This is a genomic window from Cellulomonas sp. KU4C (assembly GCF_056868065.1).
Window position 1 is genome coordinate 2,917,138 of sequence record NZ_CP200322.1, and the last position, 13,695, is coordinate 2,930,832.

General features: G+C 77.3%; 12 protein-coding genes, 2 pseudogenes and 1 riboswitch. Of the genes and pseudogenes, 6 read left to right on the forward strand and 8 right to left on the reverse strand.

The window, feature by feature from the left end:
- Position 1 precedes the first annotated feature (1 nt).
- The gene (locus tag AC1VL8_RS13735) at positions 2–232 is read left to right on the forward strand and encodes a hypothetical protein (protein WP_483075539.1); all 231 of its coding nucleotides are present in this window, start codon (positions 2–4) and stop codon (positions 230–232) included.
- A gap of 99 nt (positions 233–331) precedes the next feature.
- Positions 332–1,009: a GOLPH3/VPS74 family protein gene (locus AC1VL8_RS13740; RefSeq protein WP_483075540.1), complete on the forward strand. Its 678-nt coding sequence runs from the start codon at positions 332–334 to the stop codon at positions 1,007–1,009.
- A 246-nt stretch (positions 1,010–1,255) separates the two neighbouring features.
- On the opposite strand, the pseudogene AC1VL8_RS13745 reads toward AC1VL8_RS13740, so the two are convergent.
- The 8 genes and pseudogenes from AC1VL8_RS13745 to AC1VL8_RS13780 all read right to left on the reverse strand — a co-directional run bounded on the left by AC1VL8_RS13745 (position 1,256) and on the right by AC1VL8_RS13780 (position 6,923).
- A pseudogene (locus AC1VL8_RS13745) lies at positions 1,256–1,739 on the reverse strand (glutathione peroxidase).
- Positions 1,740–1,774: 35 nt separating this feature from the next.
- Positions 1,775–2,545 carry an energy-coupling factor transporter transmembrane component T family protein gene (locus tag AC1VL8_RS13750; protein WP_483076257.1) on the reverse strand — a complete coding sequence of 257 codons (771 nt, stop codon included), beginning with the start codon at positions 2,543–2,545 and terminating at the stop codon, positions 1,775–1,777.
- Positions 2,542–3,711 carry an energy-coupling factor ABC transporter ATP-binding protein gene (locus AC1VL8_RS13755; protein ID WP_483075541.1) on the reverse strand — a complete coding sequence of 390 codons (1,170 nt, stop codon included), beginning with the start codon at positions 3,709–3,711 and terminating at the stop codon, positions 2,542–2,544. Before AC1VL8_RS13755 ends, AC1VL8_RS13750 begins: the two co-directional genes overlap by 4 nt.
- Before the next feature lie 82 nt (positions 3,712–3,793).
- Positions 3,794–4,252: pseudogene (locus tag AC1VL8_RS13760) on the reverse strand (ATP-binding cassette domain-containing protein); the annotation flags it as partial.
- Positions 4,242–4,817 carry an ECF transporter S component gene (locus tag AC1VL8_RS13765; protein ID WP_389228657.1) on the reverse strand — a complete coding sequence of 192 codons (576 nt, stop codon included), beginning with the start codon at positions 4,815–4,817 and terminating at the stop codon, positions 4,242–4,244. The gene AC1VL8_RS13765 and the pseudogene AC1VL8_RS13760, both read right to left, overlap by 11 nt.
- Positions 4,818–4,866: 49 nt before the next feature.
- The gene (locus AC1VL8_RS13770) at positions 4,867–5,544 is read right to left on the reverse strand and encodes a YkoF family thiamine/hydroxymethylpyrimidine-binding protein (RefSeq protein WP_483075542.1); all 678 of its coding nucleotides are present in this window, start codon (positions 5,542–5,544) and stop codon (positions 4,867–4,869) included.
- Between the two features lie 49 nt (positions 5,545–5,593).
- A riboswitch (TPP riboswitch) is annotated at positions 5,594–5,702 on the reverse strand.
- A gap of 35 nt (positions 5,703–5,737) precedes the next feature.
- Entirely contained in the window at positions 5,738–6,565 is an 828-nt protein-coding gene (locus AC1VL8_RS13775) for an NAD(P)/FAD-dependent oxidoreductase (protein ID WP_483075543.1), read from the reverse strand.
- Positions 6,528–6,923, reverse strand: a complete 396-nt coding sequence (locus tag AC1VL8_RS13780; protein ID WP_483075544.1) for an FAD-dependent oxidoreductase — start codon at positions 6,921–6,923, stop codon at positions 6,528–6,530. The genes AC1VL8_RS13775 and AC1VL8_RS13780 overlap by 38 nt, the downstream gene beginning before the upstream one ends.
- 160 nt (positions 6,924–7,083) lie before the next feature.
- Here AC1VL8_RS13780 and AC1VL8_RS13785 point away from each other — a divergent pair, with 160 nt between their 5' ends.
- The 4 genes from AC1VL8_RS13785 to AC1VL8_RS13800 all read left to right on the forward strand — a co-directional run bounded on the left by AC1VL8_RS13785 (position 7,084) and on the right by AC1VL8_RS13800 (position 13,689).
- Positions 7,084–7,899 (forward strand): ABC transporter ATP-binding protein, encoded by an 816-nt coding sequence (locus AC1VL8_RS13785; RefSeq protein WP_389230482.1) that lies wholly within the window; start codon positions 7,084–7,086, stop codon positions 7,897–7,899.
- 95 nt (positions 7,900–7,994) lie between these two features.
- Positions 7,995–8,996 carry an ABC transporter substrate-binding protein gene (locus tag AC1VL8_RS13790; RefSeq protein ID WP_483075545.1) on the forward strand — a complete coding sequence of 334 codons (1,002 nt, stop codon included), beginning with the start codon at positions 7,995–7,997 and terminating at the stop codon, positions 8,994–8,996.
- Positions 8,997–9,017: 21 nt separating this feature from the next.
- Positions 9,018–11,177, forward strand: coding sequence for an iron ABC transporter permease (locus tag AC1VL8_RS13795; protein ID WP_483075546.1), 2,160 nt, complete (start codon positions 9,018–9,020; stop codon positions 11,175–11,177).
- 91 nt (positions 11,178–11,268) lie between these two features.
- A complete protein-coding gene (locus AC1VL8_RS13800; protein WP_483075547.1) occupies positions 11,269–13,689 on the forward strand; it encodes a glycoside hydrolase family 43 protein in 2,421 nt (806 codons plus the stop codon).
- Positions 13,690–13,695 lie beyond the last annotated feature (6 nt).

The following is a 13,695-nucleotide window of genomic DNA, read 5'->3' on the forward strand; positions in this document are numbered from 1 at the left end:
GGTGGCACGTGGCGCGCCGGGGACCCGGCAGGTCGGGAGCACGGGCGCGGGGCTGGTCGACGACGAGGGGGACGGCATGGCGGAGCACGAGGACCGGGACCGCGGCGACGACCACCCGACGTCGGACACGCGGCTGCCCGGCGAGCGGCCCGGGCTCAACGGCGACCCCCTCGGTGCCGCCTTCCGCGACGGACCGCGGCGCCGGCCCAGGGCGTCGGCGCGCAGCTGCTGACCGCCCTGCCGTTCGTCGTGCTCGCCGTGGTGGTCCTGGTCGTCGCGACGCGCTGACCGGCCCGGTCCCGCGGGTGGTCCGGCTGGGTAGCCTCGGGCCATGACGACGCTCATCGCCGAGGACCTGCTGCTCCTGCTGCTCGACGACGTGAAGGGCACCCCCACGTCCTCGTACCTGGACACCGCGCTCGGCGGCGCGCTGCTGGTCGAGCTCGCGCTGGCCGAGGCCGTGCACGTGCAGGAGCGGACCAGCGTCTGGTCGTCGGCGAAGGTCCTGGTCGACCCCGGTGCCGCCGTCGCCGACCCGGTGCTCGGCGCGGCCCTGACCCGCGTGGCCGAGCGGGAGCGGTCCGCGTCGGACCTGGTCAACCGCCTGGGCAAGGGCGCGAAGGACGCGCTCGCCGACCGCCTCGTCGAGCGCGGCCTGCTGACCCGGCACGACGACCGGGTGCTCGGGCTGTTCCCGCGCACCCGGTGGCTCGCGGCCGACACCCGCCACGAGGGCGCGGTCCGGGGCGCGCTGACGGCCGTGCTCGTCCAGGGGCTCGCGCCCGACGCGCGGACCGGGGCGCTCGTCGCGCTGCTCGCGGCCGTCGACAAGGCCCCGTCCGCCGTCGACCACCCCGGCGTCCCCGCGCGGGAGATCAAGCGCCGGGCCAAGCAGGTCGCGGAGGGCACCTGGGCCGCGAAGGCCGTGCAGGACGCGATCGCGGCGTCCGTCGCGGCGATCACCGCGGGCATCACGGCGGCGACGGTCGCCACGACGGCATCGTCCTGACGCTGCCCGCCCGGGCGGACGCGCCGAGACAGGACGTCCGCGCCGAGATCGGGCCGCGGGAGGCCCTGCTTCGGCGCGGGAGTCCGGTCTCGGCGGTGACGCCCGGCAGCAGTGCCGAGACAGGGCGTGCGCGCCGAGACAGGACCCTGCAGCGCCCGATGTCGACGCGCAGGTCCTGTCTCGGCAGCCGACCGGCGGCTGCGGGCTGACGACCGCGGGCTGGCGGGCAGCCGGCGCCCGCGGGGGTCAGGGGAGGAGGGACTCGATCGCCTGGACGACCTCGGGGGCGTCGGGGAGCGTGCGGGGGCGGAAGCGGCGGGCGCGGCCGTCGGGGGCGACGAGGAACTTCTCGAAGTTCCAGGTGATCCGCCCGGCCTTGCCGTCGTCGTCGGGGACCTGGGTGAGCTCGGCGTAGAGCGGGTGCGCGTGCCGGCCGTTGACCTTGGCCTTCTCGAGCATCGGGAACGTGGTGCCCCAGGTGGTCGAGCAGTACTCCTCGATGGCCTCGGCGGAACCGAGCTTCCTGGAGGAACTGGTTGCTCGGCACGCCGACGACCGTGAACCCCCGCGGGCCGTAGGCGCTGTGCAGGGCCTCGAGCTGCTCGTACTGCGGGGCCAGGCCGCACCGGGAGGCGACGTTGACCACCAGCGCCACCCGGCCCTCGGTGATCGCGCCGAACGTGGTGTCCTGACCGCGGAGCGTCCGGACCGGGATGTCGTCGAGCTGCATGGCGGCGACGCTAGCAGCGTCGGCCGGGCGCGGCCTCAGGGGTGGATCCACCCGGGGAGCAGCGGGGCGACGACGGTCCCCACGCCGACGACGCCGGAGACCACCGCGACGACCCCGGCGGCGAGCAGCGCGTCACGGCGGTCGAGGGGCACGGGCCGCCAGAGGGTGCGCGGCCCGCCGGAGAGCCCGCGCGACTCCAGGGCCAGAGCGGTGCGCTCGGCGGCCCGGACGGAGACGACCAGCAGGGCGAACGCGCAGCGGCCGAGGTCGGCCGGGCCGGTGCGGGGTCGGCCGTCGCGGCCCAGCGGCGCCCGGACCAGGTGCGCCGCGCGGATGTGCGCCCACTGCGCGGGCAGGGCGGCGAGCATCCGGTGTCCGGCCAGCAGCGCGTACGCGTACCGGGGGCTGAGCCGGGCGTGCTGCGTGAGGCTGACCATGAGGGCGCGCGGGGGCGTGCTGGCGAGGAACCCGACGGTGAGCACGCCGATCACCAGGCCGCGCAGCGCGAGCGCCGTGCCGATCACCAGGCCCTCGTGGGTGATCCGCACGGGCGCGCCGGTGAGCACCGGGGTGCCGGGTCGGCTCAGGGCGTTCACCAGGACGAGGCCGACGCCGAACGTCCAGAACGGCACCTGCGCCGTGAGCAGCGCGCGACCACGGACCCCGGCGGCGGCGCGCACGACGACCAGGCCCAGCAGGTACAGCGCCAGCAGGGTGACCGGGTCGAGCAGCAGCAGCGTCGCCAGCGAGACCCCGAGCAGCACCGCGGCCTTGACCGTGGGGTTGCGGGCCGCCAGCGCGCTCACGGGGCGACCCCCGCTGGCGCGTCGACGCCGCGCAGCGCCCGGTCGTCGAGCTCCCGCAGCGCGTGCCGTAGCTGTCCGAGGTCGTCGACCGCGTCGGCGAGCCAGCGCAGCACCCGCGGCACCCGCAGCCGGGCGGCGTCCAGCAGCCCGGGGTCGCGCAGCAGCGTGAGCGGCCCGACGTCCGCGATCAGGCGCCCGTCGGTGACGACCAGCACCCGGTCCGCGGTGCCGGCGACCGCCCGCAGGTCGTGGCAGGAGAACAGCACGCCGCGGCCCTGCGCCGCGGCGGCGGTCAGCGCCCGGAGCGCCGCGACGGTGCCGTGCCGGTCGAGACCGAACGTCGGCTCGTCGGCGAGCAGGAACGGCCGGTCGTGCACGAGCGCCGCGGCGAGGCCGAGACGGCGCTGCTGCCCGCCGGAGAGCTGGTGCGGGTGGTGGTCGGCGTGCCCGGTGAGGTCGAACCGGTCGAGCACGTCGGCGACCCGCGCGTCCGTCGCCGGCCCGCGGGGCAGTCCGGCGGCGACCTCGGCGCGCACGGTCGTCCGGGACAGCTGGTGCTCGGGGTTCTGGAGGACCAGGCCCGCGCGGGGTCCGGTCACCGTGCCCGCGGCGGGGCGGGCGACCCCGGCCAGGCAGGCGAGCAGCGTCGACTTGCCGCTGCCGTTCGGGCCGACCAGGGCGACCACCTCGCCGGCCCGGAGGGTCAGGTCGACGTCCTGCAGCACGGGGGCGACGTCCCGGCGGCGGCGACCGGGGGCCGGCGGGGGAGCGACGGCCAGCCCGCGGGCGACCAGCGTCGGACCGGCACCGCGGGGGACGACCGCCGACGCGGGTGCCCGGGCCGCGAGGTCCAGCACCCGCCGCTGGTGCTCGGGCGACCCGACGGGCCCGCCGAACGCCGCGGCGAGCTCCACGTCGAGCGGCAGCCAGCAGCCGCGGGCGAGCAGGTCGGCGCCGGCCCGGCTCGCGACGTCGGCGGCGGGGCCGTCGTGCGTGATGCGGCCCTGGCGGTCGAGCACCACCCACCGCCCGGGCAGGCCGGCCAGCCCCGCGTCGCCCGCGAGCTCGTCGAGCCGGTGCTCGACCAGGACGCAGCCCGCCCCGGTCCGGTCCCGGGCGGCGGCCAGTGCCGACCGGACCGCCGCGACCCCGTCGGCGTCGAGCATCGAGGTCGGCTCGTCGAGCAGCAGCAGCGCGGGCCCGGGCGCGAGGGCCGCGGCCAGGGCGACCCGCTGCAGCCTCTCCGCCGGACAGCCCGTCGGTGCGCCGGTCGCGCAGGTGCGCGGCGCCGGTGACGTCCAGCGCGCGGTCGACCGCGGCGCCGATCCGGTCGGGGTCGACGCCGAGGTTCTCCAGCGGGAACGCCACCTCCTCGTCGACGTCGGGCAGGCACACGCCGGTCTCGGGGTCCTGCGCGAGCACGCCGACGACGTCGGCCAGCCCGGCGACGGTCGTCGTGGCGACGTCCCGGCCGGCGACGCGGACCCGCCCGGTGACCCGGGCCGGCACGACGTGCGGGACGGCGCCGTGCAGGCAGCGCAGCACCGTGGACTTGCCCGCCCCGGACGGCCCGAGCAGCAGCACCTGCTCCCCGGGCGCGACGCGCAGGTCGACCGGCCCGACGCCGTCGCCGGTCGCGAACACCGCCTCGAGCGCCTCGGCGTGCAGGACCGGCACGGCGTCGTCGGTCGCGGCGTCAGCGGTCACGACGCACCACGGCGGGTTCGAGGTCCCGCTCCGCGCGGACGATCGCGAACCCGTCCAGCACCCCGGTCCGGCGCAGCGCGTCGACGAGCACCTTCGCGAGCAGCCCGCCGAGCAGCACCCCGGACGCGACCTGGAGGCCGAGCCGCAGCAGCAGGATGTCCTGCCCGTACCAGCCGAACCGCACCGCCGACCAGGCGAACACGAGCCCGGCGCCGAGCGCGCCCGACACCGCGAACCGCGCCCAGCCGAACCGCCGGTACCGGCCCAGCGCGAACGGCAGCTCGCTGCCGAGCCCCTGGATCGCGGCGGCGACGAGCAGCAGCGGACCGACGGGGGAGCCCAGGAACACCACCTCGACCACCGACGCGATCACCTCGGCGAGGATCCCGACGCCGGGGCGGCGGATCACCGCGACGGCCACGGGCGCGACGATCAACCAGCCGCCGAGCAGCACGTGCTGCGCGAGGTCGCCGGCCGGTCCCATCAGCACCGCGAGGGCGTTCCACGCCTGGACGAGCGCCCAGTACAGGAAGCCGAACACGACGCCCAGCATCACGAGCAGCACGATCTCCTTGAGCTCGAGACGAGCCCGCCGGGTCGGCCCCGGCCCCGCGTCACGCACCGGCGTGGGACGGGCTGTTGAGCGACAGGGTCAGGTGGCTCGTGACGTGCTGCACGCCGCGGCCCACCGTCGTCCACGCGCCGACGACGGCCTCGAGCACCGCACCGAGGTCGCCCTCGAGGCGGGTGACGAAGTGCTCCGAGGCGCGGACGGTGCCGCCCGCCCGGGCGAGGGCGATCGCGGCCTCGATGTCGCGCATGTGGTCCGGCTCGACCCCGGCCCGGACGTCGTCGGCGAGCGGGTACAGCGCCCACTCGGCGGCGGCGAACCGGCCGGTGCGCCGACCGGTGGGCGGCTCGACACCGCGAGGTCCGGCGCCGCCGGGCAGGTCGCACCGGACCTCCCCGGGGCAGCCGCGGGACAGGTGCACGGTGACGGCGGCGTGCTCGCCGGACGCCGCGACGGCCTCGGTCAGGTCGGTCAGCCAGCGCAGCAGGTCGGCCTCGTCGCCGCCCGCGTAGGTGCTGACGTCGCCGGTGCGCAGGACGAGCCCGGCGGGGTCGGCGGCGGCGAGCGCGCCGCGGATCACGTCGACGTAGCGGTCGGCCATCACGGCGACCGTGACGCGCGCGCCGACGCCGAACCGCACCGGGTCGGCGGTCAGGTCGGCGGCCGGCCCGGCGATCGGCCCGGCGGCGCGGGCGAGGGTGGTGGGGGCGGTGTCGGTCATCGGCGTCCTCCGTGCGTCGGTCAGCACGGGAGGACGGCGGACGGGTGCCCGGCGCCCTGCATTCGCTTCCTGCGCTGGCATGACCCAGATCAGGTTCAACGGTCGGAGTTCGAGTACTCCCTCTCAGCCCGGCTCACCGGACTCCCGTGCTTCGACCGGAACGCTAGCACCCGGCCGCGCGCACGAGCAGGGGTCAGACCTTCCCCTGGATCAGCCGGTGCCAGTAGATCTGCGGCTCGAGGTACCGGTCGAACAGCAGCAGGCTGCGGCGCGGCCGGGCGAGCTCGGGGAACGGCAGGGTCGGCAGCGGGCGGCCGTCGCGGTCGTGCTCGGCGAGCAGCAGGTGCCGCAGCGAGGTGGTGACGGGCGCGACCGTGTAGCCGTCGTAGCGCCGCATCCCGCCGCGGGTCCGCCGGGCCCGGATGTTGCGGGCGACGACCGGCACCTGGCGGCGCAGCGCCCCGCCGGAGGGCACCGTCGCGACCGCCGCCGCGTCGCCGAGCCCCCACACCCGCGGGTGGGTGCGGTGCTGGAGGGTGCCGGGGTCGACGTCGACGAAGCCCTCGGCGTCGCCGAGCCCGCTGTCCGCGACCCACGCCGGCGCGCGGTGCGGCGGGGCGAGGTAGAGGGCGTCGTAGGGGAGGGTCGCGGGGCCGTCGTCGCCGGACACGTGCAGCGCGCGGTCGTCGGGGTCGACGGCGTCGAGGCGCACGCCGGTCCGCACGTGGACGCCGAAGTCCGCCGCGGCCGCGCGCAGCTCGCGGTCCGCGCGGGCGTGCTGCACCAGGTGCGGGGCCTCGACGAGCAGGTCGACGCGGATGTCCCCGAGCACGCCGGTGCGCCGCCAGTGGTCGGCGGCGGCGAACAGCGGCTTCAGCCCGACCGGGGCGCACGGGGTGTGCCGGTCCGCGATCGCGAACACGGCGCGGCCGGCGGTGAGGGCGGACAGCATCGTCCAGGTCCGCTCGGCGAGCTCGGGCAGGTCAGCTCGTCGCGGCGTGCGGGGTGGCGACGGCCGCACGGGACCCGGGGACCGCGTCCCAGTCCACCTGGGACCCGGGGCAGACGGCGAGGTCGCCGTAGCCGAGCTCCGTCCCGTCGGCGAGGTGCACGACGGACCGCCCGGGGTCGACGCGCACCACGTGGTCGGCGTAGCGGTGCACCCCGGCGGGGACCACCTCGTCCTGCGGCCGGCGCAGCTCGTCGAGGGTCGCCGTGCCCGACGCCACGTACGACAGCATCGGGCGGTAGTGGTGGACGCTCGCCGGCTCGACCACGGCGACGTCCCGGCACCCGTCGCGCCGCAGCCGGCCCGCCAGGGACAGGCCGGCGTTGCCGCCGCCGATGATGAGGACGTCGTGCCGCTGGGGGGTGCTCATGGTGCGCCTCGCTCCGTCGTCGTGCGGGGCCCGGGTCCTGAGCCTCGGGGTGCTGCGGCCACGCTAGGCGAGCCGGGACGTGCCCGCCGGTCGGGACGCGGATTGCCAGATGAGGTAAGGCTTGGCTAATGTCCCGCACGTGCCCGCCCACCCCGCCGCGATGACCGCCGCCGACGTCAGCATCGGCTACGGCGGCGACCCCGTCGTCACCGGCGCCACCGTCGACCTCGCCGCCGGCCGCGTGACCGCGCTGGTCGGCCCGAACGGGTCGGGCAAGTCGACGCTGCTGCGCGGCATGGCCCGGCTGCAGCGGCTGTCCGCCGGCGACGTGACCCTGGGCGGCGCCGACGCGTCCCGGCTGTCGGCCCGCGACTTCGCGCGCCAGGTGACCCTGCTCGCGCAGCAGCGGCCGACGCCCGCCGGGATCACGGTGCGCGACGCCGTCGAGTTCGGCCGGCACCCGCACCGGCAGGGCTGGCGCGGCACCGACCCCGACGGGCACGACGCCGTCGACCGGGCTCTGGAGCTCGCCGGGATCGCCGACCTCGCGGGCGACGACATCGACGCCCTGTCCGGCGGCCAGGTGCAGCGCGTCTGGTTCGCGTCCGCGCTCGCGCAGGACACCGGGGTGCTGCTGCTCGACGAGCCGACCAACCACCTCGACCTGCGCTACCAGGTGGAGGTGCTCGAGCTGATGCGCGCGCTCGCGGACGTCCACGACGTCGCGGTCGGCGTCGTGCTGCACGACCTCGAGCAGGCCGCCGCCGTCGCCGACCGGGTGCTGGTGCTCAGCGCCGGCCGGGTCGTCGCGGACGGGCCCCCCGAGCAGGCGCTCACGTCCGCGCTGCTCAGCGAGGTGTACGAGATCGACGTCGACGTGCACGCCGACCCCCGGACGGGCCACCTCGCGGTGCGCACCCCGCGGCTGGCGCTGCGGCGGGTCGCCGCCGTGGAACCGGCGCCCGTCGGCGCCTGAGGCACCCCGACCAGACCACCGCCGCACCACCGGTGCGGCGCCGAGGGGCGAGACGCGCGGAGCCCCGGAACCCACCCGCGCAGACACGAGGAACCATGACCACGCGACGCACGCTGACCGCCCTGGTGGCCGTCGGCGCGCTGGCTGCCCTGGCGGCCTGCGGCACCACCGACGAGCCCACCTCCGACGCCTCCACCCCCGCGGCGGACGGCGCGGGCGCGGTGTCGATCACGGACGACCGCGGCGAGACCGTCGAGCTCGACGCCCCCGCGACCCGCGTGGTGTCGCTGGAGTGGATGCAGACCGAGATGCTCACCTCGCTCGGGATCACCCCGGTCGGCGCGGCCGACGTCGAGGGCTACACCTCGTGGGTCGGCACCAGCGTGCCGCTGGTCGGCGAGCCCGAGGACGTCGGCACCCGCGGCGAGCCCTCGGTCGAGGCCATCGCCGCGCTCGAGCCGGACCTCATCATCGGCGTCACCTCATCGATCCCCGAGGGCGCGATGGAGCAGATGGAGCGGATCGCCCCGGTCGCGCTGTTCGACGGCGCGGACGCCGCCGACCCGATCGGCTACGTCGAGCAGACCTTCCGGTCCGTCGCCACGCTGGTCGGCGAGGACGACGCGGCCGACGAGGTCGTCGCGGCCTCCGAGGCGAAGGTGGCCGAGAACGCCCAGACGCTCGCCGACGCCGGACTGGCCGGTACGCCGGTCGTGTTCGCCTCCCCGTACGCCGAGGGCGCGAACGTGACCATCCGGATGCACGGCCCGCGCACCGCGTTCCAGGCCGTCGCCGACGCGATGGGCCTGACCGCCGCGTGGACCGACCCGGGCGACGACGCGTACGGCCTGTCGTACGTGGACGTCGAGGGCCTGACCGCGCTGCCGGCCGAGACCCGGTTCCTGTACTGGGGCAACGACTCCGAGGACGACGTCGTCGAGACCTCCCTCGCGTCGAACCCGGTCTGGCAGTCCCTGCCGTTCGTGCAGCAGGGCCACGTGTCCCGCGCGGGCGTCGGCATCTGGGCCTACGGCGGCCCCGAGTCGCTGGCCGGCTGGTCGGACGACCTCGTCGCGCAGCTCACCGCCGCCGAGTGACCCGCACCCGCTGAGCACGCCGTGACGACCCCACCGACCACCGCCTCCCGGCGGCCCGACGCCCCGCGCGTCCGGGCCGCCGGCCCCGGCGCCGTCCCGCCGGCCCGCGCGGGTGTCCCGGACGGCACCGGGCGCGACCGGCAGCCGGTGCGGGTCGTCGTCGTGCTCGCGCTCCTGGTCGCCTGGCTGGCGGCCGCCGCCGCGTGGCACCTGACCCAGGGCACCGCGGACGTGACCGTCGCCGAGCTCTGGCAGGCGCTCACGGGGCAGGGCGACCTCGACCAGGCGGCCGCGGTGGTCACGGCGTCGCGGCTGCCGCGGCTCGCGGCGGGCGTGCTGGTCGGCTGCGCGCTCGGCGCGTCGGGCGCCGCGCTCCAGGGCGTGGCACGCAACCCGCTGGCCGCCCCGGACACGCTGGCGGTCAACGCCGGCGCGTACGTGGCGGTCACCGCGGCGGCCGTCTTCGGCGCGACGCTCGGGGCGATCCCGAGCGTCGTCGTCGCGTTCGTCGGCGGCCTCGCCGCGGCGGGGCTGGTCATCGCCCTGTCCGGCGGGGCGGCCGCGTCGCCGGTCCGGCTGGTGCTCGGCGGCTCCGCGATCACCCTCGGCCTGGTGTCGGTGACCCAGGCGATGCTCGTGCTGTTCCCCTGGGAGACCCAGGGCCTGTTCGCGTGGGGTGCCGGGTCGCTCGGCCAGAACGGCATGGGCACCGTCCGCGCCGTGCTGCCGGTCGTGCTCGTCGCGCTCGCCGGGCTGCTGCTGCTCGGCCGCCGGATCGACCTGCTGCAGCTCGGCGACGACGCAGCCCGGTCGCTCGGCGTCGACGTCGGCCGCACCCGGCTGGTGGGGGTCGTGCTGGCGGTGCTGCTCGCCACCTGCGCGGTGACGGTGACCGGGCCCGTCGGGTTCGTCGGGCTGTGCGCGCCGCTGCTGGTCCGGCTGCTCGCGACGTGGGTGCGGCCGCTGGCGCGCCACCGGCTGCTGATCCCCGCTGCGGGAGTCGCCGGAACGGCCCTGGTGCTGACCTCGGACGTCGCCCTGCGCGCGGTGTTCGGCCCGGTGAGCGGCGTGACCGTGCCGACCGGCGTCGTCACCAGCCTGATCGGCGCCGTCGCCCTCGTCCTGCTCGCCCGGCGCGCCCGCGCCGCGCTGGAGCCGGACACGCTCGTCACGCTGCGGGCCGGGACCGCGCTGTCCCGCCGCGCGCCCGCCGTGGTGCTCGGCGTCGTGGCCGTCCTGGCCGTCGCCGCGCTGGTCGCCGGCGTGCTGCTCGGCGACTCGACCGTGCTGCTCGGCGACGTGCAGAACTGGCTCGCCGGCCGCGCGTCGGTGCGGCTCGACATCATCCTCGACTCCCGGGTGCCGCGCGTGGCCGCCGCCCTGCTCGCCGGCGCGTGCCTCGCGCTGGCCGGCGGGCTCGTGCAGGCCGTCACCCGCAACCCGCTGGCCGACCCCGGTGTGCTCGGCGTCGCGCACACCGCGGGCCTCGGCGCGGTGCTGGTCATCGTGCTCGTCACCGGGCCGTCGTTCGCCCTGGTGTTCACCGGGGCGCTCGTCGGGGCCGTCGTCGCGGGCCTGCTCGTGTTCGGGGTGAGCGCCGGGACCGGCGCTGCCGCCGGGCGGATGGTCCTCGTCGGCCTCGGCACCGGCGCGGGCGCCAGCGCGATCACGACGCTGCTTCTGGTCCGCACCGACCCGTGGAACCAGAACCGCGCGATCACCTGGCTCGGGGGCTCGACGTTCGGCGCGGGCACGCCGCAGCTGGTGCCGATGGCGGTCGCGCTGCTGATCGGTGTGCTGGTCGTCGCCCGGACGCACCGCGACCTCGACCTGGTGCAGGTCGACGACGTCACCCCGCGGGTGCTCGGCGTCGACGTGCCCCGGTCGCGGTACGCGCACCTCGCCCTGGCCGTGCTGCTCACCGCCGCCGCGACCGCCGCCATCGGGCCGATCGCGTTCGTCGGGCTGGTCGCGCCGCACGCCGCGCGGATGCTGATCGGCAAGCGGCACCGCTGGCTGCTCCCGACGACCGTGCTGCTCGGCGCCACCCTGGTCGCCGTGGCGGACGCGGTGGGCCGGACGGCGATCGCCCCGGCCCAGCTGCCCGCGGGGCTGGTCACGGCCGTCGTCGGGACGCCGTACTTCCTGTGGCTGCTCTGGCGCATGCGCGCCCGCCGCTGACCCGCCCCCGCGCCGCTCGCCGGTGGCGGGGGGCGGGTGCCCGGGGTAGAAGGGACGCACCACCGTCCCTCTCGAACGGCAGGAGCCTGCGATGGCGCAGCGCACCCCCTGGTCCCCGCGGCGCGCTCTCGTCGCCGGAGCCGCCTCCTTCCTGATCGCGCTGCCGCTGCTCGCGGTCCCGGCCGCGGCCGGCGCGGGCGGTGCGGGCGGCCCGTCCGGCGGCGGGCACGGCGGTGGCGGACCCGGTGGCGGGGGAGCGGTCGGGACGTACGCCAACCCGGTGAGCGCCGGGTTCGCGGACACGTACGCCGACCCGGCGGTCGTCCGCGGGCAGGACGGCTGGTGGTACGCGTACGGCACGACCGACCCCCTGCGCGAAGGCGAGGGCACCCGGCACCTGCTGCCGGTGTCGCGGTCGGCCGACCTCGTGACCTGGGAGTACGTCGGCGACGCGTTCACCGAGGCGACGCTGCCCACCTGGGCGGACACCGACCCGGACCGGCTCGCGGCGCTCTGGGCGCCGGACGTGCGCTACGTCGACGGCGAGTACCGGCTCTACTACGTCGTCACCCAGACGACCCTGACCCCGGGCGCGGCCGACGGGGCGATCGGGGTCGCGACCGCCCCGACCCCCACCGGCCCGTGGACCGACTCCGGCGACCCCGTCGTCGACCCGCGGCCCGGCGGCGGCGGACCGGACGACTTCCTGTGGACGTTCGACCCGCACCACGTCGTCGGCCCGGACGGCACCGAGCACCTGTTCTACGGGTCCTACTACGGCGGCATCTGGGTCACCGAGCTCGACGCGACCGGGACCGAGGCGGTGGGCGCGCCGACCCGGGTGGCCGTCGACAACAAGTTCGAGGGCGCGTACGTCGTGCAGCGCGACGGGTTCTGGTACCTGTTCGCGTCGAGCGCGAACTGCTGCGCCGGGCCCACGACCGGGTACAGCGTGCAGGTCGGCCGCGCGACGGACCTCACCGGGCCGTACCTGGACCGCGAGGGCGTGCCCCTCGACGGGTCGCGCGCGGGCGGCACCCCGGTGCTGACGCCGAACGGGAACGCGTGGGTCGGCACCGGGCACAACGCCGTCGCCACCGACCTGGCGGGCCAGGACTGGATCGTCTACCACGCCATCGACCGGGCGGACCCGTACCTGGACGGCACCGACGGCGTGAACGAGCGCCCGATGCTGATCGACCGGCTGGACTGGGTCGACGGCTGGCCGGTGGTGAACGGCGGCGCGGGCGCGTCCGAGGGTGAGCAGACCGCACCGGTGACGGACGGCCGCGCGGTGACCGGGTTCGACGCCGGGACCGGGTCCCCGTTCCGGGGCGCGTCCTGGCGCACGGAGCCGACGGACCCGCAGGGCGGCCCGCACGCCGTGTCGCGGCGCGCGGGAGCGCTGCTCACCCGCGAGCCGCAGCGTGGCCCGGTGCGGGTCGAGGGCGATCTCCGGCTCGACGGGACGGCGGCCGGCGGAGTGGTCACGGGCCAGGCGGGCTCGGGCCGCGGCGACCGGCACGACGACGCCGACTGGTCGCGCGCGGACGGCGGCCGGGGCGGCAGCGGGCGACCGTCCGGCGTGAGCGCGGTGGTCGACCCCGGCGCCGGGCTGCTCGTGCTGAGGTCCGGGTCGGGCGAGGCCACCGCTCCGCTGCCCCCGGGCGTCGACTGGTCGACCTGGCACGCCGTGGTCCTCGAGCTCGACGGCCGCACGGCGCGCGCGGAGGTCAGCCAGGCGCGCCTCGGCGACCCGCTGGCCGCGGTGGCGCTCGACCTGCCGCGCCGGGTCGGCGCCGGTGCGGCGGGTGCGGTCGCCCGCGGCGCCGGGGTGCACGTCGACGACCTCAGCGTCGTGCCGCTCGCGGGCGACGACGTCGTGCCCGTGCCGCTGCCGACCACCGGGACCCTGACGGACGAGGTGACGTACGACGCGGACCTCGGCGCGGGCTGGACCGCGCTGCGGGCGCCCGAGGTCACGGTCGCGGACGGCGCGCTGGTCTGGCCGGTGGAGCAGGCCGATCTCACCGGCAGCGGGAACGACGCGGGGGTGCTGCTGCGCGCGGTGCCGGACGGCGACTGGACCGCCGAGACGCAGGTGACGACCGACCTGGGCGTCGACGACGTCCGGAACTACCAGCAGGCCGGGCTGGTGGCGTACGGCGGCGACGACCTGTTCGCCCGGCTGTCGCACGTCGCGATCTGGAACACCCGGCAGACGGAGCTCGGGTACGAGACCCCGTACGCGGGCCGGCTCGCGTACGGCGGCACGATCGTCGGGCCGCCCGGCGACACCACCTGGCTGCGCCTCGTGCACCGGACCGACGACACCGGCGAGCACGAGGTCCGCGGCCTCACCAGCACCGACGGCAGCACGTGGGTCGCGGGCGGGGTATGGACGTTCCCCGCGGGCACCGACCTGCGGGTCGGGCTGGTCGCCCACGGCTGGAACGGGACCGACCCGCGCGCCACGGCCCGCTTCGAGCACCTGCGGATCTGGGCGGACTGAGCGCGA

What these genes read in the sequence shown, in the direction of transcription:
- AC1VL8_RS13800 (WP_483075547.1), top strand. Translation starts at nt 11,269, where the DNA reads ATGGCGCAGCGCACCCCCTGGTCCCCGCGGCGCGCTCTCGTCGCCGGA.
- AC1VL8_RS13785 (WP_389230482.1), top strand. Translation starts at nt 7,084, where the DNA reads ATGACCGCCGCCGACGTCAGCATCGGCTACGGCGGCGACCCCGTCGTC.
- AC1VL8_RS13780 (WP_483075544.1), bottom strand. Translation starts at nt 6,923, where the DNA reads ATGAGCACCCCCCAGCGGCACGACGTCCTCATCATCGGCGGCGGCAAC.
- AC1VL8_RS13770 (WP_483075542.1), bottom strand. Translation starts at nt 5,544, where the DNA reads ATGACCGACACCGCCCCCACCACCCTCGCCCGCGCCGCCGGGCCGATC.
- AC1VL8_RS13790 (WP_483075545.1), top strand. Translation starts at nt 7,995, where the DNA reads ATGACCACGCGACGCACGCTGACCGCCCTGGTGGCCGTCGGCGCGCTG.
- AC1VL8_RS13755 (WP_483075541.1), bottom strand. Translation starts at nt 3,711, where the DNA reads ATGCTCGACGCCGACGGGGTCGCGGCGGTCCGGTCGGCACTGGCCGCC.
- AC1VL8_RS13740 (WP_483075540.1), top strand. Translation starts at nt 332, where the DNA reads ATGACGACGCTCATCGCCGAGGACCTGCTGCTCCTGCTGCTCGACGAC.